General features: G+C 72.1%; 25 protein-coding genes and 1 pseudogene. 14 read left to right on the forward strand and 12 right to left on the reverse strand.

Annotation, left to right across the window (positions count from 1 at the left end):
- A pseudogene (locus HET64_RS17945) lies at positions 1–313 on the forward strand (IMP dehydrogenase); the annotation flags it as partial.
- A 264-nt stretch (positions 314–577) separates the two neighbouring features.
- On the opposite strand, the gene HET64_RS17950 reads toward HET64_RS17945, so the two are convergent.
- Positions 578–1,192, reverse strand: coding sequence for a hypothetical protein (locus HET64_RS17950; protein WP_215106787.1), 615 nt, complete (start codon positions 1,190–1,192; stop codon positions 578–580).
- Between the two features lie 233 nt (positions 1,193–1,425).
- Here HET64_RS17950 and HET64_RS17955 point away from each other — a divergent pair, with 233 nt between their 5' ends.
- Positions 1,426–1,908 (forward strand): GNAT family N-acetyltransferase, encoded by a 483-nt coding sequence (locus HET64_RS17955; protein WP_215106789.1) that lies wholly within the window; start codon positions 1,426–1,428, stop codon positions 1,906–1,908.
- Between the two features lie 14 nt (positions 1,909–1,922).
- On the opposite strand, the gene HET64_RS17960 is transcribed toward HET64_RS17955, so the two are convergent.
- Positions 1,923–3,203, reverse strand: coding sequence for an exo-beta-N-acetylmuramidase NamZ domain-containing protein (locus HET64_RS17960; RefSeq protein ID WP_215106791.1), 1,281 nt, complete (start codon positions 3,201–3,203; stop codon positions 1,923–1,925).
- Between the two features lie 235 nt (positions 3,204–3,438).
- Between HET64_RS17960 and HET64_RS17965 the strand changes: the two genes are divergently transcribed.
- The 4 genes from HET64_RS17965 to HET64_RS17980 all read left to right on the forward strand — a co-directional run bounded on the left by HET64_RS17965 (position 3,439) and on the right by HET64_RS17980 (position 8,225).
- Complete coding sequence (locus HET64_RS17965; protein WP_215106793.1) at positions 3,439–4,209, forward strand: SDR family oxidoreductase; 771 nt, start codon at positions 3,439–3,441, stop codon at positions 4,207–4,209.
- On the forward strand, positions 4,206–5,927 hold the full coding sequence (locus tag HET64_RS17970) for a class I adenylate-forming enzyme family protein (protein WP_215106795.1): 1,722 nt from the start codon (positions 4,206–4,208) through the stop codon (positions 5,925–5,927). Before HET64_RS17965 ends, HET64_RS17970 begins: the two co-directional genes overlap by 4 nt.
- A gap of 49 nt (positions 5,928–5,976) precedes the next feature.
- Entirely contained in the window at positions 5,977–6,570 is a 594-nt protein-coding gene (locus HET64_RS17975) for a TetR/AcrR family transcriptional regulator (RefSeq protein ID WP_215106797.1), read from the forward strand.
- A gap of 317 nt (positions 6,571–6,887) precedes the next feature.
- A complete protein-coding gene (locus tag HET64_RS17980) occupies positions 6,888–8,225 on the forward strand; it encodes a M28 family metallopeptidase (protein ID WP_215106799.1) in 1,338 nt (445 codons plus the stop codon).
- 69 nt (positions 8,226–8,294) lie between these two features.
- On the opposite strand, the gene HET64_RS17985 is transcribed toward HET64_RS17980, so the two are convergent.
- A complete protein-coding gene (locus tag HET64_RS17985) occupies positions 8,295–9,509 on the reverse strand; it encodes an acyl-CoA dehydrogenase family protein (RefSeq protein WP_215106801.1) in 1,215 nt (404 codons plus the stop codon).
- A gap of 5 nt (positions 9,510–9,514) precedes the next feature.
- Positions 9,515–10,537 (reverse strand): phosphotransferase family protein, encoded by a 1,023-nt coding sequence (locus HET64_RS17990; RefSeq protein WP_215106803.1) that lies wholly within the window; start codon positions 10,535–10,537, stop codon positions 9,515–9,517.
- A gap of 155 nt (positions 10,538–10,692) precedes the next feature.
- Here HET64_RS17990 and HET64_RS17995 point away from each other — a divergent pair, with 155 nt between their 5' ends.
- The gene (locus HET64_RS17995) at positions 10,693–11,982 is read left to right on the forward strand and encodes an enolase C-terminal domain-like protein (RefSeq protein WP_215106805.1); all 1,290 of its coding nucleotides are present in this window, start codon (positions 10,693–10,695) and stop codon (positions 11,980–11,982) included.
- A gap of 65 nt (positions 11,983–12,047) precedes the next feature.
- The gene (locus tag HET64_RS18000; RefSeq protein WP_215106806.1) at positions 12,048–12,983 is read left to right on the forward strand and encodes an NADP-dependent oxidoreductase; all 936 of its coding nucleotides are present in this window, start codon (positions 12,048–12,050) and stop codon (positions 12,981–12,983) included.
- Between the two features lie 24 nt (positions 12,984–13,007).
- Here the strand turns inward: HET64_RS18000 and HET64_RS18005 are convergent, their stop codons facing one another.
- The 3 genes from HET64_RS18005 to HET64_RS18015 form a co-directional block, all read right to left on the reverse strand.
- Positions 13,008–13,322, reverse strand: a complete 315-nt coding sequence (locus HET64_RS18005) for a DUF202 domain-containing protein (protein WP_215106808.1) — start codon at positions 13,320–13,322, stop codon at positions 13,008–13,010.
- Entirely contained in the window at positions 13,319–13,714 is a 396-nt protein-coding gene (locus tag HET64_RS18010) for a YidH family protein (RefSeq protein WP_215106810.1), read from the reverse strand. The genes HET64_RS18005 and HET64_RS18010 overlap by 4 nt, the downstream gene beginning before the upstream one ends.
- Before the next feature lie 128 nt (positions 13,715–13,842).
- Positions 13,843–14,349 carry an NUDIX domain-containing protein gene (locus HET64_RS18015; RefSeq protein WP_215106818.1) on the reverse strand — a complete coding sequence of 169 codons (507 nt, stop codon included), beginning with the start codon at positions 14,347–14,349 and terminating at the stop codon, positions 13,843–13,845.
- A gap of 143 nt (positions 14,350–14,492) precedes the next feature.
- On the opposite strand from HET64_RS18015, the gene HET64_RS18020 reads away from it, so the two are divergent.
- Complete coding sequence (locus tag HET64_RS18020) at positions 14,493–16,151, forward strand: FAD-binding dehydrogenase (protein ID WP_215106819.1); 1,659 nt, start codon at positions 14,493–14,495, stop codon at positions 16,149–16,151.
- Between the two features lie 103 nt (positions 16,152–16,254).
- On the opposite strand, the gene HET64_RS18025 is transcribed toward HET64_RS18020, so the two are convergent.
- Positions 16,255–16,680 (reverse strand): ASCH domain-containing protein, encoded by a 426-nt coding sequence (locus tag HET64_RS18025; protein WP_215106821.1) that lies wholly within the window; start codon positions 16,678–16,680, stop codon positions 16,255–16,257.
- A 203-nt stretch (positions 16,681–16,883) separates the two neighbouring features.
- On the opposite strand from HET64_RS18025, the gene HET64_RS18030 reads away from it, so the two are divergent.
- Both HET64_RS18030 and HET64_RS18035 read left to right on the forward strand, forming a co-directional pair.
- Positions 16,884–17,855 (forward strand): hypothetical protein, encoded by a 972-nt coding sequence (locus HET64_RS18030; RefSeq protein WP_215106823.1) that lies wholly within the window; start codon positions 16,884–16,886, stop codon positions 17,853–17,855.
- A gap of 46 nt (positions 17,856–17,901) precedes the next feature.
- Positions 17,902–19,473: an APC family permease gene (locus HET64_RS18035; protein WP_215106825.1), complete on the forward strand. Its 1,572-nt coding sequence runs from the start codon at positions 17,902–17,904 to the stop codon at positions 19,471–19,473.
- A gap of 72 nt (positions 19,474–19,545) precedes the next feature.
- Here HET64_RS18035 and HET64_RS18040 read toward each other — a convergent pair whose 3' ends face one another.
- Positions 19,546–20,943, reverse strand: a complete 1,398-nt coding sequence (locus tag HET64_RS18040; protein WP_215106827.1) for a GntP family permease — start codon at positions 20,941–20,943, stop codon at positions 19,546–19,548.
- A gap of 11 nt (positions 20,944–20,954) precedes the next feature.
- The gene (locus tag HET64_RS18045; RefSeq protein ID WP_215106829.1) at positions 20,955–21,464 is read right to left on the reverse strand and encodes a gluconokinase; all 510 of its coding nucleotides are present in this window, start codon (positions 21,462–21,464) and stop codon (positions 20,955–20,957) included.
- A 132-nt stretch (positions 21,465–21,596) separates the two neighbouring features.
- Between HET64_RS18045 and HET64_RS18050 the strand changes: the two genes are divergently transcribed.
- The 3 genes from HET64_RS18050 to HET64_RS18060 all read left to right on the forward strand — a co-directional run bounded on the left by HET64_RS18050 (position 21,597) and on the right by HET64_RS18060 (position 24,083).
- Positions 21,597–22,298 (forward strand): FadR/GntR family transcriptional regulator, encoded by a 702-nt coding sequence (locus HET64_RS18050; RefSeq protein ID WP_012381557.1) that lies wholly within the window; start codon positions 21,597–21,599, stop codon positions 22,296–22,298.
- Between the two features lie 70 nt (positions 22,299–22,368).
- On the forward strand, positions 22,369–23,454 hold the full coding sequence (locus HET64_RS18055; RefSeq protein WP_215106831.1) for an S-(hydroxymethyl)mycothiol dehydrogenase: 1,086 nt from the start codon (positions 22,369–22,371) through the stop codon (positions 23,452–23,454).
- Positions 23,454–24,083, forward strand: a complete 630-nt coding sequence (locus HET64_RS18060) for an MBL fold metallo-hydrolase (RefSeq protein WP_215106833.1) — start codon at positions 23,454–23,456, stop codon at positions 24,081–24,083. The genes HET64_RS18055 and HET64_RS18060 overlap by 1 nt, the downstream gene beginning before the upstream one ends.
- A gap of 12 nt (positions 24,084–24,095) precedes the next feature.
- Here the strand turns inward: HET64_RS18060 and HET64_RS18065 are convergent, their stop codons facing one another.
- Positions 24,096–25,100, reverse strand: a complete 1,005-nt coding sequence (locus tag HET64_RS18065; RefSeq protein WP_308370173.1) for an aldehyde dehydrogenase family protein — start codon at positions 25,098–25,100, stop codon at positions 24,096–24,098.
- Positions 25,101–25,113: 13 nt separating this feature from the next.
- Positions 25,114–25,319 (reverse strand): aldehyde dehydrogenase family protein (locus tag HET64_RS18075; protein WP_215106835.1); only part of this gene is annotated, 206 nt, incomplete at its 5' end.

Genomic DNA, 25,319 nt, shown 5'->3' on the forward strand with positions numbered 1-25,319 from the left:
GATCGAGGCGGTGGGGTCGCTGGAGTCGGTCCGGCAGGCCATCGGCTGCGCACGCCCGGGCGGCCGCATCGGTTACGTGGGCCTGCCCTGGGGAGTCACGCTGCCGCTGTGGGAGCTGTTCGGCAAGAACCTCACCCTCGCCGGCGGCGGCGCGAACGTACGCGTCACGATGCCGGGGCTGCTCGGCGACGTGCTCGACGGCGCACTGCGGCCGGGCGAGGTGTTCGACGCCGCCTACTCCCTGGCCGACGCGCCGAAGGCGTTCCACGCCATGGACGCCCGCCGCTGCCTCAAACCCGTCCTGCGGCCCTAGGGTCTTTCGTTTGGATCAGGCCGGATCAGGGAGCGGGGTCCGGTGCGTGCGGCTGCAAGGCGGAGGAGAGCGTCACTGCGGAGCATGGGCGACCGACGACAACGCGGCAGATGCGCGTGCCGGACCCCGCGAGCCCGGCATGATCCAAACGAGAGGCCCTAGGTCACCCGCGCCATCGGCCCCCCTCCCGTCCTCCTGGCCCCGGCCCATCCGGGGCCCAGGGGGACCGGTCGCGCGGCAGGACAGCCGGCCGGGCACGTGTCCTCACGCCGCCGCCGTGGCCGGCCTCCGGTGCCGGGGCAGCCGGGCCCTGGCCAGTGTGCGGTCGGTCAGGGCGGGCTGCGGCACCGCGATCCCGCAGCCCGTGCACACCGGGCCCGCCCACGGCGCCTCGCCCCGCTCCTGCCGCCACTCGATGCCGGTGTCCGCGCAGACCGGGCAGGCGGAGCCGGGGCCGGCGCCCAGAGCCGCGATCAGGCGGCGCAGGACCTCGGCGAGCGGCTCGGTGGGATGGATGTCCGGGTCGGAGCAGCGGGCCACCCCGTGGCCGCCCCAGGTGCGGCGGTGCCAGTCGTCGAACGCGCCGGGCCGCCGCAGCCCCGCGTGCTTCTCGCGCCGCCGCCGCTCGGCGAACCCCGCCTCGTACGCGAGCCAGACGGCCCGCGCCTCCTCCAGCTCGTCCAGCGCGCCCACCAGGCGCACCGGATCGGGCGCCCGGTCCTCGGGACCGATCCCGTGCCGGGCGCACAGATGGTCCCAGGTCGCCCGGTGCCCGTACGGGGCGAACCTCTCCAAACACTTGCGCAGCGAATACCGCCGCAGGGCCAGATCCCCCATCGGATCGCGGACCTGTCTCGCAAGACTCCGGAAACCGGCCATGACACCGCCACCTCCGTCGCTCGTCCTTGGACGTCAAGGAATGGACGTACGCCTGCCCGTTTCGGCTCCATCGAAAGATGAAATCCGTCCATTGGCCGAGACTCCCCATGTGGGAAGGGGTGCCATGGGCGGGAGCGAAGCGGCGCGCGGACCGGGGGTGCGAGGGCGCACTCCTCGCGCGGGTGGCGAAAGCCGATGGCGGTGTCACGGTCCCGTGCGGTTGGGTTACCCCCATGACAACAGCTCGTCCGCGCCTGGAAAAGGTCACCCCCGACAACGTGCTCGCCGCCTGTCGGCTGGAAGTCGCACCCGAACAGGGCGTGTTCGTCGCCCCGGTCGCGCGGTCCCTGGCCGAGGCCTATGTCCAGCCCGACCTGGCCTGGCCCCGGCTGATCTGCGACGGCGAGCGCCTCGTCGGTTTCGTGATGGCGTACTTCGACCTGCCGTTCGACTTCGACGCCGGGGTGCCGGACGCCCCGCCCCGCTCCGGGCTCTGGCGGCTCGCCGTCGCCGCCGGCGAGCAGGGCCGGGGCTACGGGCGGTTCGCCGTGGGGGCGGTGAACGAGGAGATCCGGCGGAGGGGCGGGACGGTCTCGACCGTGACCTGGAAGCCCGGTGAGGGCGGCCCCGAGGAGTTCTACCTCCGCCTCGGCTACCGCAAGCGGGGCCTCACGGACGACGGCGAATACCTCGGCGACCTCGACCTCACCGCCTGACCGGACGCGGGGGCCTACCCTCCGTACCGCAGATACCTCCGCCGCTTCGCCCGGAACGCCGACAGGTCCCGCTGCCAGGCGCGTACCACCGTGTCGGTGTCCGCGCCCGCGTCGATCATCGTGCGGACGCGGGTGTTCCCGGTGAGCTTGTCGATCCAGTTGTCCGGCCGCCAGGCGAAGCCGCTCCACGTCTGTTTCGCCGTCACCAGCAGCGCGATCCCGGTGCGGACCGGGTCGAAGGCCTCCCGGTCCTGGACGTGCACCTGCACCCCGCCCACCGTCTTCCCCGCGAACTTGGAGAAGGTCGGCGCGAAGTACGCCTCGCGGAAGGCCACGCCCGGCAGCTCCAGGGCGTTCGCGGCGGCCGCCCAGCGGTGGTCGACGCCCTCGGCTCCCAGGAGTTCGAAGGGGCGCGTGGTGCCGCGGCCCTCGGAGAGGTTGGTGCCCTCGAAGAGGCAGGTGCCGGAGTAGACGAGCGCCGTCTCGGGCGTCGGCATGTTCGGGCTCGGCGGCACCCACGGCAGTCCGGTGTCGTCGAAGAAGTCCGAGCGCCGCCACCCCGACATCGTCACCACGTCCAGCCGCACCGGATTCTCGTGCAGGAACTCCGCGTTGAAGAACAGCGCCAGCTCCGCCACCGTCATCCCGTGCGCCTGGGCGATCTCCCGGCGGCCGACGAAGGTGGCGAACGCCGGGTCCAGCACCGGGCCCAGTGCCGCCCGCCCGGTCATCGGGTTCGGCCGGTCCAGCACGACGAGGCGCTTGCCCGCGAGCGCCGCCGCCTCCATGCAGTCGTACAGCGTCCAGATGTACGTGTAGAAGCGCGCGCCCGCGTCCTGGATGTCGAAGAGGACCGTGTCCACGCCCGAGGCGGTGAAGATGTCCGCGAGCGGCTGCCCGCTCTTGAGGTACGTGTCGTAGACCGGCAGCCCGGTCGCTGGGTCGTCGTAGCGGCCCTCGGAGCCGCCCGCCTGCGCGGTGCCCCGGAACCCGTGCTCGGGGCCGAAGACGGCGGTCAGGTCCACCCGTGCGTCCGGGTGCATCACGTCGACGATGTGCCGGACGTCGGCCGTGATGCCGGTCGGGTTGGTGACGATCCCGACCTTCTGGCCCCGCAGCGACCGGTAGCCGTCGGCCGCCAGCCGGTCGAAACCGGTGAGCACCCGGCCGCGCCCGTGCCCGGAGCCGCGTCCGGGGGCGGCCTTCGCCGCGGCGGGACCGGTGCCGGCCGCTGTCGCCGCGAGCGCGCCCATGGCGCCTCCCGCGGCCAGCACACCACGTCGGGACAGGCTCATTCCGCTACCTCCATGATCGCGCCGACTGTCATGGCCACGCACGCTAGCGCGGGCCGGGGCCGCACGGAACGACCTGGACCGCGCCGGATTCCCCGAGCCGGGCGCCTTGCTCCTCCCGGCCTCCTCCCGGCTCCCTCCCGTGCCTGCTCCGGGCTCCGGCCGGGCCGTTCCCGCCCCTTCCCGGATCACATACCGACCGGTTAGTCTGCCGGTGCAGCCGGATGGGAAGGGCGGGATGACGATGGGTACGGTGCAGGGCGCCGGCGTAGTGGTCACAGGGGCCGGAGGCGGCATCGGCGCCGCTCTGGCCCGCAGGTTCGCCGCCGGGGGTGCGCGGGTCGTCGTCAACGACCTCGACCCCGCCCGGATCGAGCCGCTCGCGAAGGAGATCGGCGGCTTCGCCGTCGCCGGGGACGCCTCGGGCGTCGTGGACGCCGCCCGGGAGGCCCTGGACGGCACGGTGGACGTCTACTGCGCCAACGCGGGCCTCGCCTCGCCCGGAGACGCGTTCGCCGACGAGGAGGTCTGGGCCGCCGCCTGGGACGTCAACGTGATGGCCCACGTCCGCGCGGCCAAGGCCCTCCTGCCCCACTGGCTGGAGCGCGGCAGCGGCCGTTTCGTCACCACCGCCTCCGCCGCCGGGCTGCTCACGATGATCGGCGCGGCCCCGTACAGCGTCACCAAGCACGGGGCGGTCGCCTTCGCCGAGTGGCTCTCGCTCACCTACCGCCATCGCGGGATCAAGGTCCACGCGATCTGCCCGCAGGGCGTGCGCACCGACATGCTCACCGCCGCCGGTACGGCCGGCGAGCTGGTCCTCGCTCCCGGCGCCATCGAGCCGGACGCGGTCGCCGACGCACTGTTCGAGGCGATGGACGCCGACCGCTTCCTGGTCCTGCCGCACCCCGAGGTGGCCGGCTACTACCAGGCCCGCGCCGCCGATCCCGACCGGTGGATGGGCCAGATGAACCGCCTCCAGCAGAAGTGGGAGGCGAGCGGCGCATGAACGACCCGACCCCCGGCTCCTTCGGCCGCCCGGCTTCCGCCACACCCGGGTCCGGTGGCTCGATCTACGCGGCCCAGCCGTGGCTCGCCCTGCTCAGCGACGCCCAGCGTGCCCCCGTCACCCCGCCCGCGACCGTGCTGCACGCCTTCCGCGCCGCGGTCGGACGCGCACCCGGGCACCCGGCCCTGGCCTACTTCGACGGCCGCCTGAGCTACCGCGAGACCGACGAGCTGTCCGACTCGGTGGCCGGACACCTCGCCGCCCGGGGGCTGCGCCGCGGCGACCGGGTCGCGATCATGCTCCAGAACAGCCCGCACTTCGTCCTCGCGCTGCTCGGCGCCTGGAAGGCGGGCGCGACCGTCGTCCCCCTCAACCCGATGTACAAGTCCGGCGAGGTCGGCCACGTCCTCGCGGACGCCGGGGTCACCGCGCTGATCTGCTCGGACCGGGCGTGGGAGACGTATCTGCGGGACACCGCGGCGGCGGCCCCGGCTCTCACCGTCGCGCTCACCGCCTGCGAGCTGGACCTCCAGACCGTGAACGACCCCCGCGTCCTCGGCTTCGAACGGCTTCCCGCCCCCGGCCCCGACGACCTCGCCGACGACCTGCTGACCGCCGCCCGCGCCGGGAACCCGCCCCCGGCCGGCCGGGAGCTCACCGCCGCCGACACGGCGCTGATCAGCTACACCTCCGGGACCAGCGGCACTCCCAAGGGTGCCAAGAACTCCCACGGCAACATCATGGTCAACGCCGAACGCCAGCGCACCGGCCACCCGATCCCCGAGGGCTCCGCCTACTTCGCGCTCGCCCCGCTCTTCCACATCACCGGCATGGTCTGCCAGCTCGCCGCCTGCGTCGCCAACGCGGGCACCCTCGTCCTGGCCTACCGCTTCGAGGCGGGCGTCGTCCTGGAGGCCTTCACCGCCCACCGCCCCGCCTACACCGTCGGCCCGTCCACCGCCTTCATGGCGCTGGCCGCGCATCCGGACGCCACCGGGGACCACTTCGCCTCGTTCCGGGTGATCTCCTCCGGCGGCGCGCCCCTGCCGCCCGCGCTCGTGGAGAAGTTCCGCGCGGGCTTCGGCCCGTACATCCGCAACGGCTACGGGCTCACCGAGTGCACCGCCCCCTGTGCCTCGGTCCCGCCCGAGCACGAGGCCCCGGTGGACCCGGTCTCGGGCACCCTCTCCGTCGGTGTGCCGGGCCCCGACACCTTCGTGCGGATCCTGGACGAGACGGGCCGGGAGGTCCCCTTCGGGGAGCAGGGCGAGATCGCGGTGCGCGGCCCCCAGGTCGTCTCCGGCTACTGGAACCTCCCCGAGGCCACGGCCGCCGCCTTCCCGGACGGCGAGCTGCGCACCGGCGACATCGGCTTCATGGACGCCGCGGGCTGGCTGTACGTCGTCGACCGCAAGAAGGACATGATCAACGCCTCCGGGTTCAAGGTGTGGCCGCGCGAGGTGGAGGATGTCCTCTACACCCACCCGTCGGTGCGCGAGGCGGCCGTCGTGGGCGTGCCCGACGCGTACCGGGGGGAGACGGTCCGGGCGTACGTGAGCCTGCGTCCGGGGGCCTCGGTGGACCCCGGCGAACTGAGCGCCTACTGCGAGGAAAGGCTCGCCGCCTACAAGTATCCGCGCGAGGTGGAGATCCTGGCCGAGCTGCCGAAGACGGCGAGTGGGAAGATCCTCAGGCGGGAACTGCGTTCCCCTCGTTAGAACTGCGTCGAAACAGCGCACGCACGGTACGAAAGGAAGGTGGCGGCTCATGGCCAAGGCGACGGATCAGAACGGCACTCCCGTCCCTCAGAGGCTGCTGGCCGCCGCCACCCGCCTCTTCGCCGAGCGCGGGTACGACCGCACCTCGGTCCAGGAGATCGTCGAGGCGGCGGGCGTCACCAAGGGGGCGCTCTACCACTACTTCGGCTCCAAGGAGGATCTGCTCCAGGAGGTCTACGCCCGGGTGCTGCGGCTCCAGCAGGAGCGGCTGGACGCCTTCGCGGACGCCGAGGCGCCCATCGAGCAGCGGCTGCGCGACGCGGCGGCCGACGTGGTCGTCACGACCATCGACAACCTGGACGACGCGGCGATCTTCTTCCGCTCCATGCACCACCTGAGCCCCGAGAAGAACAAGCAGGTGCGCGTCGAGCGCCGCCGCTACCACGAGCGCTTCCGGGCCCTGATCGAGGAGGGCCAGCGCGGCGGCGTGTTCTCCTCGGCCACCCCCGCCGACCTGGTCGTCGACTACCACTTCGGCTCGGTCCACCACCTCTCCACCTGGTACCGACCGGACGGCCCGCTGAGCCGCCAGGAGGTCGCCGACCACCTCGCGGACCTGCTGCTGCGGGCCCTGCGCCCGTAGAGGGGGGCGGGGCCGGCCGGCGGATCGTGCCATCCACTGGCCCGCTCCGCCGGTCGGGGTGAGTCTGGATGTATGACGTATGTCCTGCCTCCCGATGAGGCGCCGGGGTTCACGGGCGAACCACTGTTCGTTAATAGAACGGCTATGTCCGGTTTCCGCTCTTGACGGAGCACTGTCATTTCCTTGAGCATCGGTCACGCATTGCGCACCTCTGGGCCGCTTGTCCGGGCCCACGCTCCAGGACCCGGCCGGATCGCCACGCGGCCGGGGACCCCCCGCACGTTCCGTCAGTCCCCAACGGAATCCGGAGCCCGTGAATGAGACCGAACCGTTTCACCCTGCGCAGATCCCCGGCGGCCGCGCTGGCCGTCGCCCTCGCCGCCGTCCTCGGAGCCGGAGCACCGGCCGCCCAGGCCGCCGGCGCGCCGGCGCCGGCGGCGGCAGCCGTCGCGGCGCCCGACATCCCCCTGGCCAACGTCAAGGCCCACCTCACGCAGCTCTCGACGATCGCCGCGAACAACGGCGGCAACCGCGCCCACGGCCGCCCCGGCTACAAGGCGTCCGTCGACTACGTGAAGGCCAAGCTCGACGCCGCCGGATACACCACCACGCTCCAGCAGTTCACCTCCAACGGAGCCACCGGCTACAACCTGATAGCCGACTGGCCCGGCGGCGACCCGAACAAGGTCCTGATGGCCGGGGCCCACCTCGACTCGGTCTCCTCCGGCGCCGGGATCAACGACAACGGCTCCGGCTCGGCCGGCGTCCTGGAGACCGCCCTCGCCGTCTCCCGCGCCCAGTACCAGCCCGACAAGCACCTGCGGTTCGCCTGGTGGGGCGCCGAGGAGCTGGGCCTGATCGGCTCGAAGTACTACGTCAACAACCTGCCGTCGGCCGAGCGTTCCAAGCTCGCCGGCTATCTCAACTTCGACATGATCGGCTCGCCCAACCCCGGCTACTTCGTCTACGACGACGACCCGGTCATCGAGAAGACCTTCAAGGACTACTTCGCGGGCCTGTCGGTCCCGACCGAGATCGAGACCGAGGGCGACGGCCGCTCCGACCACGCCCCGTTCAAGAACGTCGGCGTCCCCGTCGGCGGACTCTTCACCGGCGCCGGCTACACCAAGTCCGCCGCCCAGGCGCAGAAGTGGGGCGGGACCGCGGGGCAGGCCTTCGACCGCTGCTACCACTCGTCCTGCGACACCACGAGCAACATCAACGACACCGCCCTGGACCGCAACAGCGACGCCGCCGCCCACGCCATCTGGACCCTGTCCTCCGGCACCGGCGAACCGCCCACCGGCGAGGGCGTGTTCAGCAACGCCACCGATGTCGCCATCCCGGACGCCGGAGCGGCGGTGACCTCTTCGGTCGCCGTCACCGGACGGACGGGCAACGCCCCGGCCGCCCTCCAGGTCGGCGTCGACATCAAGCACACCTACCGCGGCGACCTCGTCGTGGACCTGCTCGCCCCGGACGGCACCGCGTACCGGCTGAAGAACTCCAGCAGCGGCGACTCGGCCGACAACGTCATCACGACGTACACGGTCAACGCCGCCGCCGAGGTGGCCAACGGCTCCTGGAAGCTCCGCGTCCAGGACGTCGCCCGTCAGGACACCGGCTACATCGACAGCTGGAAGCTCACCTTCTGATTCCTGCCGTACGTGTACGGGCGCGGCCCCTCCCGACGAGCACCTCGGGAGGGGCCGCGCCGCTGTCCGTCACACGTACCGCTTGATCTCCCGCCGGGCCAGCGACCGCTGGTGCACCTCGTCCGGCCCGTCCGCCAGCCGCAGCGTCCGCGCCGAGGCCCACAGCTCCGCCAGCGGGAAGTCCTGGCTCACCCCGCCCGCGCCGTACAGCTGCACCGCCGAGTCCAGGATGTCCACCACCGCGCGCGGGGTGGCGATCTTGATGGCCTGGATCTCGGTGTGCGCGCCCTTGTTGCCCACGGTGTCCATCAGCCAGGCCGTCTTCAGCACCAGCAGCCGCAACTGCTCCACCGTGACCCGGGCGTCCGCGATCCAGTTCTGCACGACGCCCTGCTGGGCGAGCGGCTTGCCGAACGCCGTACGCGCCACCGCCCGTCGGCACATCAGCTCGATGGCCCGCTCCGCCATCCCGATGAGCCGCATGCAGTGGTGGATCCGCCCCGGCCCCAGCCGTGCCTGCGCGATGGCGAAGCCGCCGCCCTCCTCACCGATCAGGTTCGCCGCGGGCACCCGTACGTCGTGGAAGACCACCTCGGCGTGACCGCCGTGCGAGTGGTCCTCGTACCCGTACACCCGCATCGCGCGCCGCACTTCGAGGCCCGGGGTGTCGCGCGGCACCAGGATCATCGACTGCTGGCGGCGGATGTCCGCGCCGTCCGGGTCGGTCTTGCCCATCACGATGAAGACCGCGCAGTCCGGGTTCATCGCCCCGGAGATGTACCACTTCCGCCCGTTGACGACGTAGTCATCGCCGTCCCGCGCGATCCGGGTCTCGATGTTCGTCGCGTCCGAGGACGCCACGTCCGGCTCCGTCATCGCGAACGCGGAGCGGATCTCCCCGGCCAGCAGCGGCTCCAGCCACTGCTTCTTCTGCTCGTCGGTGGCGAACTGGAAGAGCACCTCCATGTTCCCGGTGTCCGGGGCCGCGCAGTTCAGCGCGGTCGGCGCGAGATGCGGGGAGCGTCCGGTGATCTCCGCCAGCGGGGCGTACTGGAGGTTCGTCAGCCCGGCCCCGTACTCCGCGTCGGGCAGGAAGAGGTTCCACAGCCCCTGCCGCCGCGCCTCGGCCTTCAGCTCACCCACCACCGCCGGGGTGTCCCACGGGGAGGCGAGCAGGGCCCGCTGCTCCTCCGCGACCTCCTCGGCCGGATACACGTGCTCGTCCATGAACGCGAGCAGCCTGCTCCGCAGCTCCTCGGTACGGGCGTCGAATGCGAAGTCCATGGGGTTCAGCCTTCCTGGAGGGTGGTGAGGCCGTGCTCGATGAAGACGGGGACCAGATCGCCGATCCGGTCGAAGCCCGCGCCGACGGTCTGGCCGAGGGTGTAGCGGTAGTGGATGCCCTCCAGGATCACGGCGAGCTTGAACCACGCGAACGCGGTGTACCAGGAGATGGCGGAGGTGTCCCGGCCCGAGCGGGCCGCGTAGCGCTCGATCAGCTCGGCGGGGGACGGATGCCCGGCCGCGCCGCTGGTGGTGGAGACGGGAGACTCCGGCAGGTCGAGGTCCGAGCTGTACATCACCAGCAGCCCGAGGTCGGTCAGCGGATCGCCGAGCGTGGACATCTCCCAGTCGAGGACGGCCCTGATCCGGTCGTCGGAGCCGAGCAGCACGTTGTCCAGGCGGTAGTCGCCGTGTACGACGGTGGGCGCGGGGGAGGGGGGCAGCCCTCGGCCGAGGGAGGCGTGCAGCTCGTCGATGCCCGCCAGGTCGCGGTTGCGGGAGGCGTCCAACTGCTTGCCCCAGCGCCGCAACTGCCGGTCCAGGAAGCCCTCGGGACGCCCGAAGTCCCCGAGCCCGACCGCCTCGGGGTCCACGGCGTGCAGGTCGACCAGGGTGTCGACGAGCCCGAGGACCGCCGCCCGGGTGCGCTCGGGTCCCAGCGGGGCGAGCTGCTCGGCGGTGCGGTACGGGGTGCCCTCGACGTACTCCATCACGTAGAACGGGGCGCCGATCACGCTGTCGTCCTCGCAGAGCAGCAGCGGCTCCGGCACCGGGACGGCGGTGGGGTGCAGGCCGCTGATCACCCGGTGCTCGCGCGTCATGTCGTGCGCGGTGGCCAGCACATGGCCGAGCGGAGGTCTGCGCACCACCCACTGCCCCGTCCCGTCGCCGACGACGTAGGTCAGGTTCGAGCGACCGCCCTCGATCAGCCGCGCTTCGAGGGGTCCGCTCACCAGCCCCGGCCGCTCGCGGTCGAGATGGCCGCGCAGCAGCTCCGGGTCGAGACCTGGTGGGGGGACTGAGCTCATGGTGCGTACCTCCGGGCGACGGAACGAGGCGACGGGACGATCGGGAACCATGATGCCGACCAGTCGGTATGTCGTCCAGTGCCCTCCCGTGATCCGGTGGCGCGGAAGCCGGTCCGGCCCTGGCGGTGAAACGCATCCCTGAATAGAGTTCACGTATGCATACAGATGATCTGGTGATCGAAGAGGTCCGCCTCACCCCGATCCTCGTGTCCGATCCGCCCCTGCTGAACACGCAGGGCGTCCACCAGCCGTACACCCCGCGCCTGATCGTGGAGGTCGTCACCCGTGGCGGAACGACGGGCGTGGGGGAGACCTACGGTGACGGCGCCTACCTGGAGCCCGCGCGCTTCCTCGCCGAGGCGCTCCCCGGCCGGGCGGTCACCGACCTGAACGGGCTGTTCGCCCTGGCCGAGGAGGTGTGCGGTGCGTCGCGCGCCGCCGACGACCGGGTCGACGCCGGGGGGCTGCGCGGTGTCAGGAACGCGGAGAAGATCCGGCTCTCGGTCGTCTCCGCCTTCGAGGTCGGCTGCCTGGACGCGCTGGGCAAGGCCCGGGGCCTGCCCGTGCACGCGCTGCTCGGGGGCAAGGTCCGGGACACCGTCGAGTACAGCGCCTACCTCTTCTACCGCTGGGCCGCCCACCCCGGTCCCGGCGAGAGTGACGACTGGGGCGCGGCGCTCGACCCGGCGGGCGTCGTCGCCCAGGCCAGGCGCTTCGCCGACACCTACGGCTTCGGCTCCTTCAAGCTCAAGGGCGGCGTCTTCGAGCCCGACCGGGAGATCGCCGCGATCCACGCCCTGGCCGAGGCGTTCCCGGGCCGCCCGCTGCGCCTGGACCCGAACGGCGCCTGGTCCGTCCCCACCTCGCTGTACGTCGCCGAGCGGCTGAAGGGCGTCCTCGAATACCTGGAGGACCCCACCAGCGGCACGGCCGGCATGGCCGCCGTCTCGGCCGGAACCGACGTCCCGCTCGCCACCAACATGTGCGTCACCACCCTCGCCGAGGTCCCCGAGGCCTTCGCCCGCGACGCCGTCCAGATCGTCCTGAGCGACCACCACTACTGGGGCGGACTGCACCGCACCCGGGAACTGGCGGGCATCTGCCGCACGTTCGGCGTCGGACTCTCCATGCACTCCAACACCCACCTCGGCATCAGCCTCGCCGCGATGACCCACGTCGCCGCCACGGTGCCGGACCTCGCCTACGCCTGCGACAGCCACTACCCCTGGCAGACCGAGGACGTCATCACCGAGCGCCACACCTTCACCGGGGGCCGGCTCACCGTCTCCGACACTCCCGGCCTCGGCGTCGAGCTGGACCGCGAGCGCCTGTCCGCGCTGCACCGGCGCTGGCTGGCGGACGAGACCCACCGGGAGCGCGACGACGCGGCGGCGATGCGCGCCGCCGACCCGGGGTGGACGACGCCGGCGGTCCCGCGCTGGTGAGAGGGGCGGGCCCCGGCCGTACCCCCTGAGTTGCGGCGGCCCCGGCCTGCACGGAAGGTCGAGGGATGAAGGCGATCAGCTACAGCGCGTACGGCTCCGCCGACGTCATGGAGTACGGCGAGCGGCCCGACCCCAAGGTCGGCCCCGACACGGTCCTGGTGAAGGTGCGGGCAGCCGCCGTCAACCCGGTCGACTGGAAGGCCCGCGAGGGCTACCTCCAAAGCGGCCTCGAAGCCGTGTTCCCGGTGATCCCCGGCTGGGACGTCTCCGGGGTCGTCGTGCAACCGGGCGTCGCCGTCGACGAGTTCGCGGTCGGCGACGAGGTCATCGGCTACGTGCGCGAGGACTTCCTCTCGCGCGGTACGTTCGCCGAGTACGTGGCCGCCCCCGTGCGCACCCTCGCTCGCAAGCCCCTGAGCCTGAGCTTCGAGGAGGCCGCGGGCCTGCCGCTGGCCGGGCTGACCGCCTACCAGGTGCTGCACCGCACCCTGAGGATCCGCGACGGCGACACCGTCCTGGTCCAGGCGGCGGCCGGCGGCGTCGGATCGCTCGCCGTCCAGCTCGCCCGGCACGCCGGCTGCCGGGTGATCGGCACCGCGAGCCCCCGCAACCACGAGCACCTCCGCAGCCTCGGCGCGGAGCCCGTGGAGTACGGCGAGGGCCTCGTCGACCGGCTCCGCGCGCTGGTCCCGGACGGCTTCGACGCCTCCTTCGACACGGTGGGCGGCGACGCGCTGCGGGCCTGTGCCGACACCCTCGCCCCGGGCGGCCGGCTCGCCTCCATCGCGGACGGCGAGGTCTTCTCCTACGGCGGCCGCTACGCCTTCGTGCGCCCCGACGCCCACGACCTCGCCCAGCTCGCGGAACTGGCCGAACAGGGCATCGTCACCGTCCATGTGGACCGGGTGTTCCCGCTGGAGCAGGCCGCCGACGCGTACCGGCTCAACCAGGAGGGGCGGACCCGCGGCAAGATCGTGGTGACGGTGGACTGGGACGGCTGAGGACTTCCGCGGGAGAGGGCGCGCTCAGAACAGCATCGCCGCCGCGAACACCGCCAGCGCGACCGTGCACAGCGTCGCCGCCAGCGCTCCGCGCGGGGCGAGCGGCTCCGGCCGCGCCGCCTCCATCCGCACCATCCGGCGGTGGGCCACCACCAGGAAACCCAGCCAGGCCGCCGCGCTCAGCGCCACCGCGATCAGGGCGGCCGGGGTCGCCCCACCGTGCAGCGCCTGCCGCACCGCGAGCAGTCCGACGACCGTGGCGGACAGCGTCGTACGCCGCCAGGCCAGCCGTGTCCGCTCGGGTTGCAGCCCGGGATCCCGTTCCGCCGTCGCCGTCACACGCCCTCCCAGCCGAAGAGGACCACCACCACCATCGCCACGGCGACGACGGCCACCACCAGACTCAGCAGGGTCGGGAACCGGGACACCGGCAGGTCCTCGCCCCGCCGCATCGCCCGCTCGCACCGCACCCAGTGGTTGACCGCCCGCAGCGCGCAGAGCACCCCGGCCGCGAGCAGCCCGAGCGCGAGCCCGGCCCGCACGCCCCACACCAGCTCCGGCAGGAACTGGTCGACGGCGAAACCCCCGCCGATCAAGGCCAGCGCCGTCCGGATCCAGGCGAGGAAGGTCCGCTCGTTGGCCAGCGAGAACCGGTAGTCGGGGGTGTCCCCCTCGTCCCGGATCCGCTGCGGTGCGAACCACAGCCGTACGCTCTGCACGATCTTGTTCACACCTGGAACCCTAGAGGCTGCTCACCGATCGGGCCCGGTCAGCCCCGGTCAGCCCCGGTCAGCCCCGGTCAGCCCCGGTCAGCCCTGCTCGGATCCGCTCGGGGGCATCCGGCGGCGTCCGGGCCCGGTCAGGCCGCCCGGAGCTCCCGCAGCCGCCGGTACGCCTCCACCCCGTCGGGCACCCAGGGCCACACGTCGAGCCGACGCTCCAGCTCCGCGTCGTCCAGGAACGCGTGCCAGGCGACCTCCTCCACCTGCGGGGAGACCGGCAGCTCGCACCGCACCCGGTACACGGCGGACCACCAGGTGTGCTCACCGTCGTAGAGGAACCGGAACAGCGGTTCGGGCTGCGGCAGCCCCGAGACCCCCAGCTCCTCCTCCGCCTCGCGCAGCGCCGCCTCGTCGTACGACTCGCCCGCCCCCACCACCCCGCCGACGAACATGTCGTAGTGCGAGGGGAAGACCAGCTTCGTGGGCGTACGCCGATGGACGAACACCCGCCCGTCGGCGTCGCGCGCCTCGATGAACACACAGCGGTGCCGCAGCCTCCGCGCGGTCGCCTCACCGCGCGGGGCCTGCCCGATGACCTCGTCGTTCTCGTCGACGATGTCCAGGATCTCGTCAGAGGGCGTCATACGTCTCATCCAACAGCACCCGGACGGTTGACGTGGCCCCGGCGGGTATCCAAGATCTGACGCACGGGTAACTTGAACGTTTCGCCGGCCCGGTGGGCCGGCCTTCCCCGCCCGCCCCGAGCCACCCCGACAGGATGGAACCCATGGCGTACGACGCTGATGTGATCGTGATCGGGGCAGGACTCGCCGGGCTCGTGGCCACCGCCGAACTGGTCGACGCCGGCCGTTCCGTGATCCTCCTCGACCAGGAGCCCGAGCAGTCCATCGGCGGCCAGGCGCACTGGTCCTTCGGCGGCCTCTTCCTCGTGGACTCGCCCGAACAGCGCCGGCTGCGGATCAAGGACAGCCGGGAGCTGGCCCTCCAGGACTGGTACGGCACGGCGGGCTTCGACCGGGAGGCCGAGGACCGCTGGCCGCGGAAGTGGGCCGAGGCGTACGTCGACTTCGCCGCCGGCGAGAAGCGCTCCTGGCTGCACCAGCAGGGGCTGCGCATCTTCCCGGTCGTCGGCTGGGCGGAACGCGGCGGCTACGACGCGATGGGCCACGGCAACTCCGTACCCCGCTTCCACATCACCTGGGGCACCGGCCCCGGCGTCGTCGCCCCCTTCGAACGGCGGGTGCGCGAGGGCGTCGCCAAGGGGCTCGTCCAGCTGAGGTTCCGCCACCGCGTCACCGGCCTCGCCCGCACCGCCGGGGCGCTCGACACGGTCACCGGCGAGATCCTGGAGCCCAGCGCCGCCGAGCGCGGCACCGCGAGCAGCCGGGAGGCCACGGCCCCCTTCGAGCTGAGGGCGCAGGCGGTGATCGTCACCTCCGGCGGCATCGGCGGCAACCACGACCTGGTCCGCGCCCAGTGGCCCGAGCGCCTGGGCACCCCGCCCGAGAAGATGCTGTCCGGGGTGCCCGCGCACGTCGACGGACTGATGCTCGGCATCGCCGAGAAGGCGGGCGCGCACCACATCAACCGCGACCGGATGTGGCACTACACCGAGGGCATCGAGAACTGGAACCCGATCTGGGCCCAGCACGGCATCCGGATCCTGCCCGGCCCCTCATCCCTCTGGCTGGACGCGCGCGGCAAGCGCCTGCCGGTCCCGCTCTTCCCCGGCTTCGACACGCTCGGCACCCTCGAACACATCATGGGCTCCGGCCACGGCTACACCTGGTTCGTGCTCAACCAGCGCATCATCGGCAAGGAGTTCGCGCTCTCCGGCTCCGAGCAGAACCCGGACCTGACCGGCAAGTCGGTCCGCGACGTGATCGGCAGGGCCCGCGCGGACGTGCCCGCACCGGTCAAGGCGTTCATGGACCGCGGTGTGGACTTCGTCGTGGAGAAGGAGCTCGGAGCGCTGGTCCGGGGCATGAACGCGGTCACCGGCGACCACCTCATCGACGAGGAGGGCCTGCGCCGCGAGATCACCGCCCGCGACCGCGAGATCGCCAACCCCTTCACCAAGGACCTCCAGGTCACCGCGGTCCACGGGGCCCGCGCCTACCTGGGAGACCGCCTCATCCGCACCGCGAAACCGCACCGCGTCCTGGACCCGGCGGCGGGCCCGCTGATCGCCGTCCGCCTCAACATCCTCACCCGCAAGTCCCTGGGCGGCCTGGAAACGGACCTGTCCTCCCGCGTCCTGACCGCGGAGGGCACCCCGCTGCCCGGCCTGTACGCGGCGGGCGAGGCGGCGGGCTTCGGCGGCGGCGGAGTCCACGGCTACCGCTCCCTGGAGGGCACGTTCCTGGGCGGTTGCATCTTCTCCGGCAGGGCGGCGGGCAGGGCGGCGGCGGAGGCGACGGCGTAACGCCCCCGACCGGGGCCGCGCCCCTCCCGGCCATCGAGGACGGGGCCTGCGTTTTCGGCCCCTCCGGCGATTGAGGAGCGGCGTCCGGGGCGGAGCCCCGAAATCACCCCAGCCGCTCGACCACCCGAAACCGCTCCGCGACGATCAGCGTCCCGTCGTTCACCGTGAACCCCGGATCCCCCAGCGCCTCCCGCATCTCCTCGCCGTGCCAGAACCGCTCGTGCCCCGCCCGCCACTCGGCCACCGACCGGTAGCCCTCGCCCTCGTCGAGCGCATGCTGGAGATCCACCTCCCCGAGCGGCAGCACCCGTACGTCGATCAGCTCCAGCACCGCCACCTCCTGCCCTTCCGAGTCGATCAGCGCGGACCGTTCGCCCACCGGGGGCAGCTCCTCCTGCTCCCGTTCGTACTCGGCCAACAGCCCGGAGGTGGAAACCTTTTCGCCGGAGAGGACCGCCGCCACCAACTGGTCGCGCAACGGCCCGGGAAAGGCGAGAAGGAAAGGGCTGAGGGGTTCGCGAGGTTCCATGTCCTCAGTGTGTCAGGCGCCACTCCGCGCCCCCCGACCCCGCCGCACGCTGTGCGAACATCCCGCCCGACGGGAGGTAATCCAGCCAAGTAGCCGAAAAGTGCACAGAGTTGACATCAAGCGCCCCTTGACGGGGGGCATGGCCTACCGGTTTGCTGTGCGCGATCATCCGCTCGCACACCGCATCGAAAGAAGCCTGCGGCATGCCCCCGCCTCCGCCGCCCCTGGGCCGCTCCCGCCGTCGGGGCAGCCGCTCGGACCACGTCTTCGACCTGGCCCTCGACGACGATGAACTCATCGCCGCACGCGGCCAGTTCGTTCAGGGCAGATGGTCCGAGGCCCGCACCCTGCTGGTGGGCACCGGGCGGGACTGGGACCGCCGCGGGCATCGCCTGCTGGCCCTCGCCGAGACCCCGTCCGCCGTGGACTGGGCCGGTGACTGGCTGCTCGTCGAACCCGAGAGCGCCGACGCCGCCACCCTCCTCGGCTGCGCCCGGGTCGCCCGCGCGCTGCGGCCCAAGGCCAAGGCGAACGACGCCGCCCGCGCCCGGGAAGCCTGCCTGGCCGCCGCCCGCCTCCTCCCCGACGACCCCACACCCTGGCTCGCGCTGCTCCTCCTGGACCGGGGCCGCGACGACGGGGCGGACGGGACCGGCCGGCTCTTCGAGGAGGTGCGCTCCCGCCATCCCGACCACCATCACGCCCACCACGTGATGACCGCTCTGCTGGCCGAGAGCAACCCCGCCAGCGGGCACGACCCCCTCCACGAGGTGTACGACTTCGCCGCCTGGGCCGCCGAACTGGCCCCCGCGGACTCCCCGTTGTCCGTTCTCCCGGTCATCGCCCATGCCGAGCGGTACCGCGTCCTGGTCGCCGCGGGCATCGAGCCCGGCGACCCGGCGCTCTCCGGGCACTGGTCCGGACGCCGGGCCCGCCAGGTGATGAAGGCCGCCTTCGACTGGTGGCTGGAATGGGAGCGCGAGGACCATCCGCGTCACCGCCTCGACCTGAACTTCCTGGCCCACGCCAAGGTCTGCGAGGGCCGGCCCGCCGAGGCGGCCGCCCTGTTCCACCGCATCGGCCCGTACGCCACCGCCGCGCCCTGGTCGTACTCCGGACGGGAGCCCCACGCCGCGTTCGCCGCCGCGCGCACTTACGCGCTCGGCACCCCGTGATCCACGAGAGGCACCACCCCACCACGAAGAAGGGACCCATCCCGCCATGTCGAGGGGCAGTTCAATTTCCAGCGAGACCGGCAGCACGAGGGGGACGGCCGATACCGGCGGGATCAACACCTACAAGGGCGAGGAACGAGCCCTGCGGGCGAACCGGCTCGGCACCCCCGGACTCCTGCTGTCGGTGATCGCGGCCAGCGCCCCCCTGATGGTGGTCGCCGGAGTGATGCCCACGGTCTTCGGCGTGATGGGCATCGTCGGCCAGCCGCTGCTCTACCTCATCCTCGGCGTCGTCCTGATGCTGTTCAGCGTCGGCTACGCGGAGATGAGCCGGCACGTCCACAACGCCGGCGCGTTCTACGCGTACATCGCCCGCGGGCTCGGCCCGACGGCCGGAGCCGGAGCCTCGTTGGTGGCGTTGGTGGCGTACAGCGCGATGCAGGTAGGCATCTACGGGATCCTCGGCTTCGAGGTCTCCGGCATCTTCGCCACGTATCTCGACATCGAACTGGCCTGGTGGATACCGGCCCTGGCCGCGGCGGCCGTCGTCGGCGTCCTCGGCTGGCTGAAGATCGACCTCAACGCCAAGGTGCTCGGCGTCCTGCTGGTCATCGAGTGCGCCCTCGTCGTGATCTTCGACATCGCCGCCGTGAGCAAGCCCGGCCCCGAGGGCCTGTCACTGCACGCGTTCAACCCCGAGACCCTCACCGGCGTCGGCCTCGGCACCGCGCTCTGCTTCTGCATCGCCGCGTTCGTCGGCTTCGAGCAGGCCCCGGTGTACGCGGAGGAGACCAGCCGCCCGCAGGTCGTGGTGTCCCGGGTGATGTTCCTCGCGGTGGGCTACGCCGCGCTGTTCCTGGCGATCAGCTCCTGGGCCCTCACCGTCGCCGCCGGACCCGGCTCCATCGCCGACACCTCCCTCAAGGAGGGCCCCGGCATGCTGTTCGGCCTCACCGAGGAGCGGCTCGGCTCCACCTTCACCGACGTGCTGCACGTCCTCTTCGTCACCGGGATGTTCGCCGCGCTCCTCAGCTTCCACAACGTCGTCGCCCGCTACGCGTTCGCCATGGGCCGCGAGGGGCTGCTGCCCGCCCGCTTCGGCCGCACCAACCGGGCGAGCGGCGCCCCGGGCACCGGCTCGCTGCTCCAGACCGTCGTCTCCGTCGTGATCGTGCTGGCCTTCGCCCTCACCGACGACAACCCGGTCGGGGACCCCACCGCCCCCGTCCTGCGGCTGTTCACCTGGATGGGCAACGTCGGCGCGCTCGGCGTCATCCTGCTGATGGCCGCCGCCTCCTTCGCCGTCATCGCCTTCTTCGTCAAGCGCGGAGCGGGCCGCGCACAGGCCCCGCGCCTGGTCGCCTCCGGCCTGGCCGGACTCGCCCTGCTGACGATCGCCGTCTTCACCGTCCGCGACTTCGGCGTCCTCGTCGGCTCCGGCCCCGGCTCGGCCCTCGACTGGCTGCTGCCGGGCGTGATCATCCTCGCGCTCGCCGGAGGCCTCGTGTACGGCGCGGTGCTGCGCTCGGTCAAACCCGAGGTGCACGCCCGGATCGGCCTCGGCAACGAGGCGTTCCAGCTGGAGAAGGCGGCCGAGAGCGCGTCCGCCCGCCGCTGACGACTCCCGTACGCGAACGCCCGCCCCGGTGGCGTACCGGGGCGGGCGTCCGTCATGGCCGTACGGGAGGCTCTACAGCAACAGCGACAGCAGCAGGATGAAGGCCATGGCGACCACGGAGATGATCGTCTCCATCACCGACCAGGTCTTCAGGGTCTGGCCGACGTCCATGCCGAAGTACTCCTTCACCAGCCAGAACCCGGCGTCGTTGACATGGCTGAAGAAGAGCGAACCGGCGCCGACGGCCAGCACCAGCAGGGCCGCGTGCGAGGTCGACATGTCGGCGGCCAGCGGGGCGACCAGACCGGCGGCCGAAATGGTGGCGACGGTGGCCGAGCCGGTGGCGAGGCGGATCGCGACGGCGATCAGCCAGCCGAGCAGCAGGGCCGGGATCGACCAGTTCTCGGAGAACTCCAGGATCATCTGACCCACCCCGGCGTCGATCAGCGTCTGCTTGAAGCCGCCGCCCGCGCCGACGATGAGCAGGATTCCGGCGATCGGGGCGAGGGACTTCTCCACGGTGCCGGCGAGCCGGTCCTTGGTGAACCCGGCGGCCCGGCCCAGCGTGAACATCCCGACGAGGACGGCCGCGAGCAGGGCGATCAGCGGCGAGCCGATGACCGCGGTGACCTTCTGGAGACCGTTCTCGGGGTTGTCGACGACGATCTCGACGAGTGCGTTCAGCAGCATCAGGACGACCGGCAGCAGGATGGTCGCCAGGGTCGCGCCGAAGCTCGGACGGCGGTCCAGGTCCTCGGAGGGGCGCTGCGGGATCATGTTCTCCGGCGGCTTGATGTCCACCCAGCGCGCGGCGTAGCGGGAGAACACCGGACCGGCGATGATCACGGTCGGGATGGCGACCAGCACACCGAGCGCCAGCGTCACGCCGAGATTGGCGTCCAGGGCGTCGATCGCGACCAGCGGGCCGGGGTGCGGCGGGATCAGCCCGTGCATCACGGAGAGACCGGCCAGCGCCGGGATGCCGATCCGCATCAGGGAGTAGTTGCCGCGCTTGGCGACGAGCAGCACGACCGGGATCATCAGCACGATCCCGACCTCGAAGAACAGCGGCAGACCGATGATCGAGGCGATCAGGACCATCGCCCAGGGCATGACCCGGCCGCTGGCCTTCGCGAGGATGGTGTCGACGACCTGGTCGGCCCCGCCCGAGTCGGCGAGCAGCTTGCCGAGGATCGCGCCGAGCGCGATCAGGACGCCCACGCCCGAGACGGTGGAGCCGAGGCCCGCGGTGAAGCTGAGGATCGTGTCGGCCGGGGCGGCTCCCGCGAAGGAGCCGAGCGCCAGCGAACCGATGGTCAGCGCCAGGAACGCGTGCATCTTGAGCTTGGTGATCAGGAGAACGATGACGGCGATGCCCGCCAGGACGGCGATGCCCAACTGAGCGTTGCCTGCCGAGGTGATCGGTTCGGCGGCTTCCGCTGCCAGCATCTCGACGCTGAGACTGGTCACGGTGATGGTCCTTAACTATCGAGCCGGCGCAGCGCGGCGACGGCCCGCCGGGTGATTTCCTCAGGAGTGCCGGACACGTCGACGCTCACCCCGGCCTCGTCGGCCTGGAGCGGTTGCAGCGTCGCGAACTGCGAGTCGAGCAGCGCGGTGGGCATGAAGTGGCCCTTGCGGTCCGCCATCCGCTCCTCGATCAGCTCCCGGTCACCGGTCAGATGCAGGAAGACGGCGTCCGGCGCCCCGTCCCGCAACCGGTCCCGGTAGACGCGCTTGAGCGCGGAGCTGGAGACGACCCCGCCGAGCCCCGCCCGCCCGTGCGCCCACGCGCCGATGGCGTCCAGCCAGGGCCACCGGTCGTCGTCGTCCAGGGGGGTGCCGGCCGACATCTTGGCGATGTTCGCCGGGGGATGGAAGTCGTCGCCCTCGGCGTACGGAACGCCGAGCTCGGCGGCGAGCAGGGGACCGATCGTGGTCTTGCCGGTTCCTGCTACGCCCATCACCACGACGACGTGGGGGGTGCTCATGGGGGTGCCTCGCTGTCTTCTTCGACATCGGTCCGTCGCGCTACTGAAACCTATTAGGTACGACTTATTCAAGAGTCTGTGACGTAAACGTCGTACTTATTGTTCCCGAGGGTCTCCCCGTAGGCTTGACCCATGACCACACAGAGCCAGGGGCTGCATACACATGTGCTGGACACCCTGGGTCTGGAGATCTCCTCCGGCCAGTGCCCGCCCGGCAGCGTCCTACGCACCGACGAGCTCGCCCAGCGCTTCGACGTGTCCCGCACCGTCGTCCGCGAAGTGGTCCGGGTCCTGGAGTCGATGCACCTGGTCGAATCCCGCCGCCGCGTCGGCGTGACGGTCCGCCCCACCGAGACCTGGAACGTCTACGACCCCCAGGTCATCCGCTGGCGCCTCGCCGGCGCCGACCGCCCCCGCCAGCTGCGCTCCCTCACCGTGCTGCGCTCCGCGATCGAACCGGTCGCGGCGGGCCTCGCCGCCCGCCACGCCACCGCCGAACAGTGCGCCGAGCTCACCGAACGCGCCCTCGGCATGGTCGCCACCTCGCGCGGCCAGCAGCTGGAGGGCTACCTCGAACACGACATCGCCTTCCACCGGATCGTCCTCAACGCCTCCGGCAACGAGATGTTCGCCCGGCTCGGGGACGTCGTCGCCGAGGTCCTCGCGGGCCGCACCCACCACCAGGTGATGTTCGAGGACCCCGACCCGGCCGCCGTCACCCTGCACGTCCGCCTCGCCGAGGCGGTCCGCGAGGGCGACCCGGAGGCCGCCGAACGGATCACCAAGGAGATCGCGGTCGGCGCCCTGCACGAACTGGACGTGCTCGCTCCGTAGCGGGTCCCCCAAGGCGTACGGTGGTCCGCGATCGATCTTCGCGAAGCGCGGGAGCAGGGAGAGCAGGGCTATGGCACAGCAGGTGCAAGCAGTCATCGCACCGGGGAAGAACGAGCCGGTCAGGGTCGAGACGATTCTGATCCCGGACCCCGGCCCCGGCGAGGCGGTCGTGAAGATCCAGGCGTGCGGCGTCTGCCACACCGACCTGCACTACAAGCAGGGCGGCATCAACGACGAGTTCCCCTTCCTCCTCGGCCACGAGGCCGCGGGCGTCGTGGAGTCGGTCGGCGAGGGCACGACGGACGTCGCGCCCGGCGACTTCGTCGTCCTCAACTGGCGTGCCGTGTGCGGCCAGTGCCGCGCCTGTCTGCGCGGCCGCCCCTGGTACTGCTTCGACACCCACAACGCCAAGCAGAAGATGACCCTGCTGGACGGCACGGAGCTGTCGCCCGCGCTGGGCATCGGAGCGTTCGCCGAGAAGACCCTCGTCGCCTCCGGCCAGTGCACCAAGGTCGACCCCGAGGTCTCCCCGGCCGTCGCCGGGCTGCTCGGCTGCGGCGTCATGGCGGGCATCGGCGCCGCCATCAACACCGGCCAGGTCGGCCGGGGCGACTCCGTCGCCGTCATCGGCTGCGGCGGAGTCGGCGACGCCGCGATCGCCGGGTCCCGGCTGGCCGGCGCGGCGAAGATCATCGCGGTCGACATCGACGACCGCAAGCTGGAGACGGCGAAGAAGATGGGCGCCACCCACACCGTCAACTCCCGCTCCACCGACCCGGTCGAGGCCATCCGCGCCCTCACCGACGGCAACGGCGCGGACGTCGTCATCGAGGCGGTCGGCCGCCCGGAGACCTACCAGCAGGCCTTCTACGCCCGCGACCTCGCCGGAACGGTCGTCCTCGTCGGCGTCCCCACCCCGGACATGAAGCTCGAACTGCCGCTCCTGGACGTCTTCGGCCGCGGCGGCTCGCTCAAGTCCTCCTGGTACGGCGACTGCCTGCCCTCCCGCGACTTCCCGATGCTCGTCGACCTCCACCAGCAGGGCCGTCTCGACCTCGCCGCCTTCGTCACCGAGACCATCGGCCTCGGCGACGTCGAGCAGGCCTTCGCCCGGATGCACGACGGCGACGTCCTGCGCTCGGTGGTGGTCTTCTGATGTCCGCCCGCGTCGACCACCTCGTCACCTCCGGCACCTTCGCCCTCGACGGCGGCGAGTGGGACGTCGACAACAACGTCTGGATCGTCGGCGACGACACCGAGGCGATCGTCATCGACGCCGCCCACGACGCCGCCGCCATCGAGGCCGCGCTCGGCGGCCGGGCGCTGCGCGCCATCGTCTGCACCCACGCGCACAACGACCACATCGACGCCGCCCCCGCCCTCGCGGACGCCACCGGCGCCCCGATCCTGCTGCACCCGGACGACCTGCCGCTCTGGCAGCAGACCCACCCGGACCGCACCCCCGACGGCACCCTCACCGACGGCCAGGAGCTGACCGTCGCGGGCACCACGCTCACGGTCCTGCACACCCCGGGCCACGCCCCCGGCGCGGTCTGCCTGTACGCCCCCGGCCTCTCCACGGTCTTCACCGGCGACACCCTCTTCCAGGGCGGTCCCGGCGCAACCGGCCGGTCCTTCTCGTCGTTCCCGACGATCATCGACTCGATCCGGGACCGGCTGCTCACCCTGCCCGGCGACACCGCCGTCCGCACCGGCCACGGAGACCCCACCTCCATCGGCGCGGAGGCCCCGCAGCTCGACGAGTGGATCAAGCGCGGCCACTGAGCGCCGCGCGCCTCACCCCTCCGGCCAGGCGGAGAGCCGCAGCCCGCTCTCGAAGCGGCGCGGCTCCCCGCCGACCGGATCGGTGAACTCCAGCACCCGGGCCAGCAGCTGCAACGGCCGCGAGAAGTCGGCGGCCCCTTCCTCCTCCACCACGGGATACAGCGGATCGTGGACGATCGGCAGCCCCAGCGCGTTCATGTGGACCCGCAGCTGATGCGTCCGCCCGGTGGCCGGCAGCAGTCGGTAGCGCCCGGTAGCGCCCCGGTGCTCCACCAGCTCCACCCGGCTCTCGCTGTTCGCCTCGCCCGGCTCCTCGCGGGCGGCGAGCACCCCGCGCTCCTTCACGATCCGGCTCCTCACGGTCCGGGGCAGGACGAGCTCCGGATCGTACGGGGCCACCGCCTCGTACTCCTTCCGCACCAGCCGGTCCCGGAACAGCGTCTGGTACGCGCCCCGGTCCTCGGGCCGCACCACGAACAGCACGAGCCCCGCGGTCAGCCGGTCCAGCCGATGGGCGGGCTGCAACGCGGGCAGGTCCAGCTCCCGCCGCAGCCGGGCCACCGCGGTCTCGGTGATGTGCCGCCCCCGGGGCATGGTCGCCAGGAAATGCGGCTTGTCGGCGACCACGAGCCGCTCGTCCCGGTACACCACGCCGACCGTGAAGGGCACCTGTTCCTCCGGCGCGAAGTCCCGGTGGAACCAGAGACACCGCCCTGCGGTGTACGGCTCGTCGCCCCGCACCGCGGCCCCGTCGGCCCCCACGAACCGCCCGGCCTCCAGCATCTCCGCGACCCGGTACAGGACCTGGCCCCGGTTGTACGCGGTCGCGCCCGACCAGCCGCCGAACGCCTTGCGGGCGGCGACCACCGCGTCCCGGGCGTCCTTGCGGGAGCTCTGGGGCGCGTTGGCGAGCGGACGGTCCTTGGAGTCGGTCACCTCGTACACCCGGCCGCTCTCGCTGCGGGGGAACTTCCCCCCGACGTACAGCTTGTAGGTCTTGAACACGGAGAGCCGCACCGTCGGCTCCGGCTTATCGGACATCGAGGTACGCCTCCAGACCGTGCCGGCCGCCCTCGCGGCCGTGGCCCGACTCCTTGTAGCCGCCGAAGGGCGACGTGGGGTCGAACTTGTTGAACGAGTTGGCCCACACCACGCCCGCGCGCAGCTTCTCGGCGACCGCGAGGATGCGCGAGCCCTTCTCCGACCAGATGCCGGCGGAGAGGCCGTACGGCGTGT

The organism is Streptomyces sp. McG3, assembly GCF_018619185.1.
GTDB lineage: Bacteria > Actinomycetota > Actinomycetes > Streptomycetales > Streptomycetaceae > Streptomyces.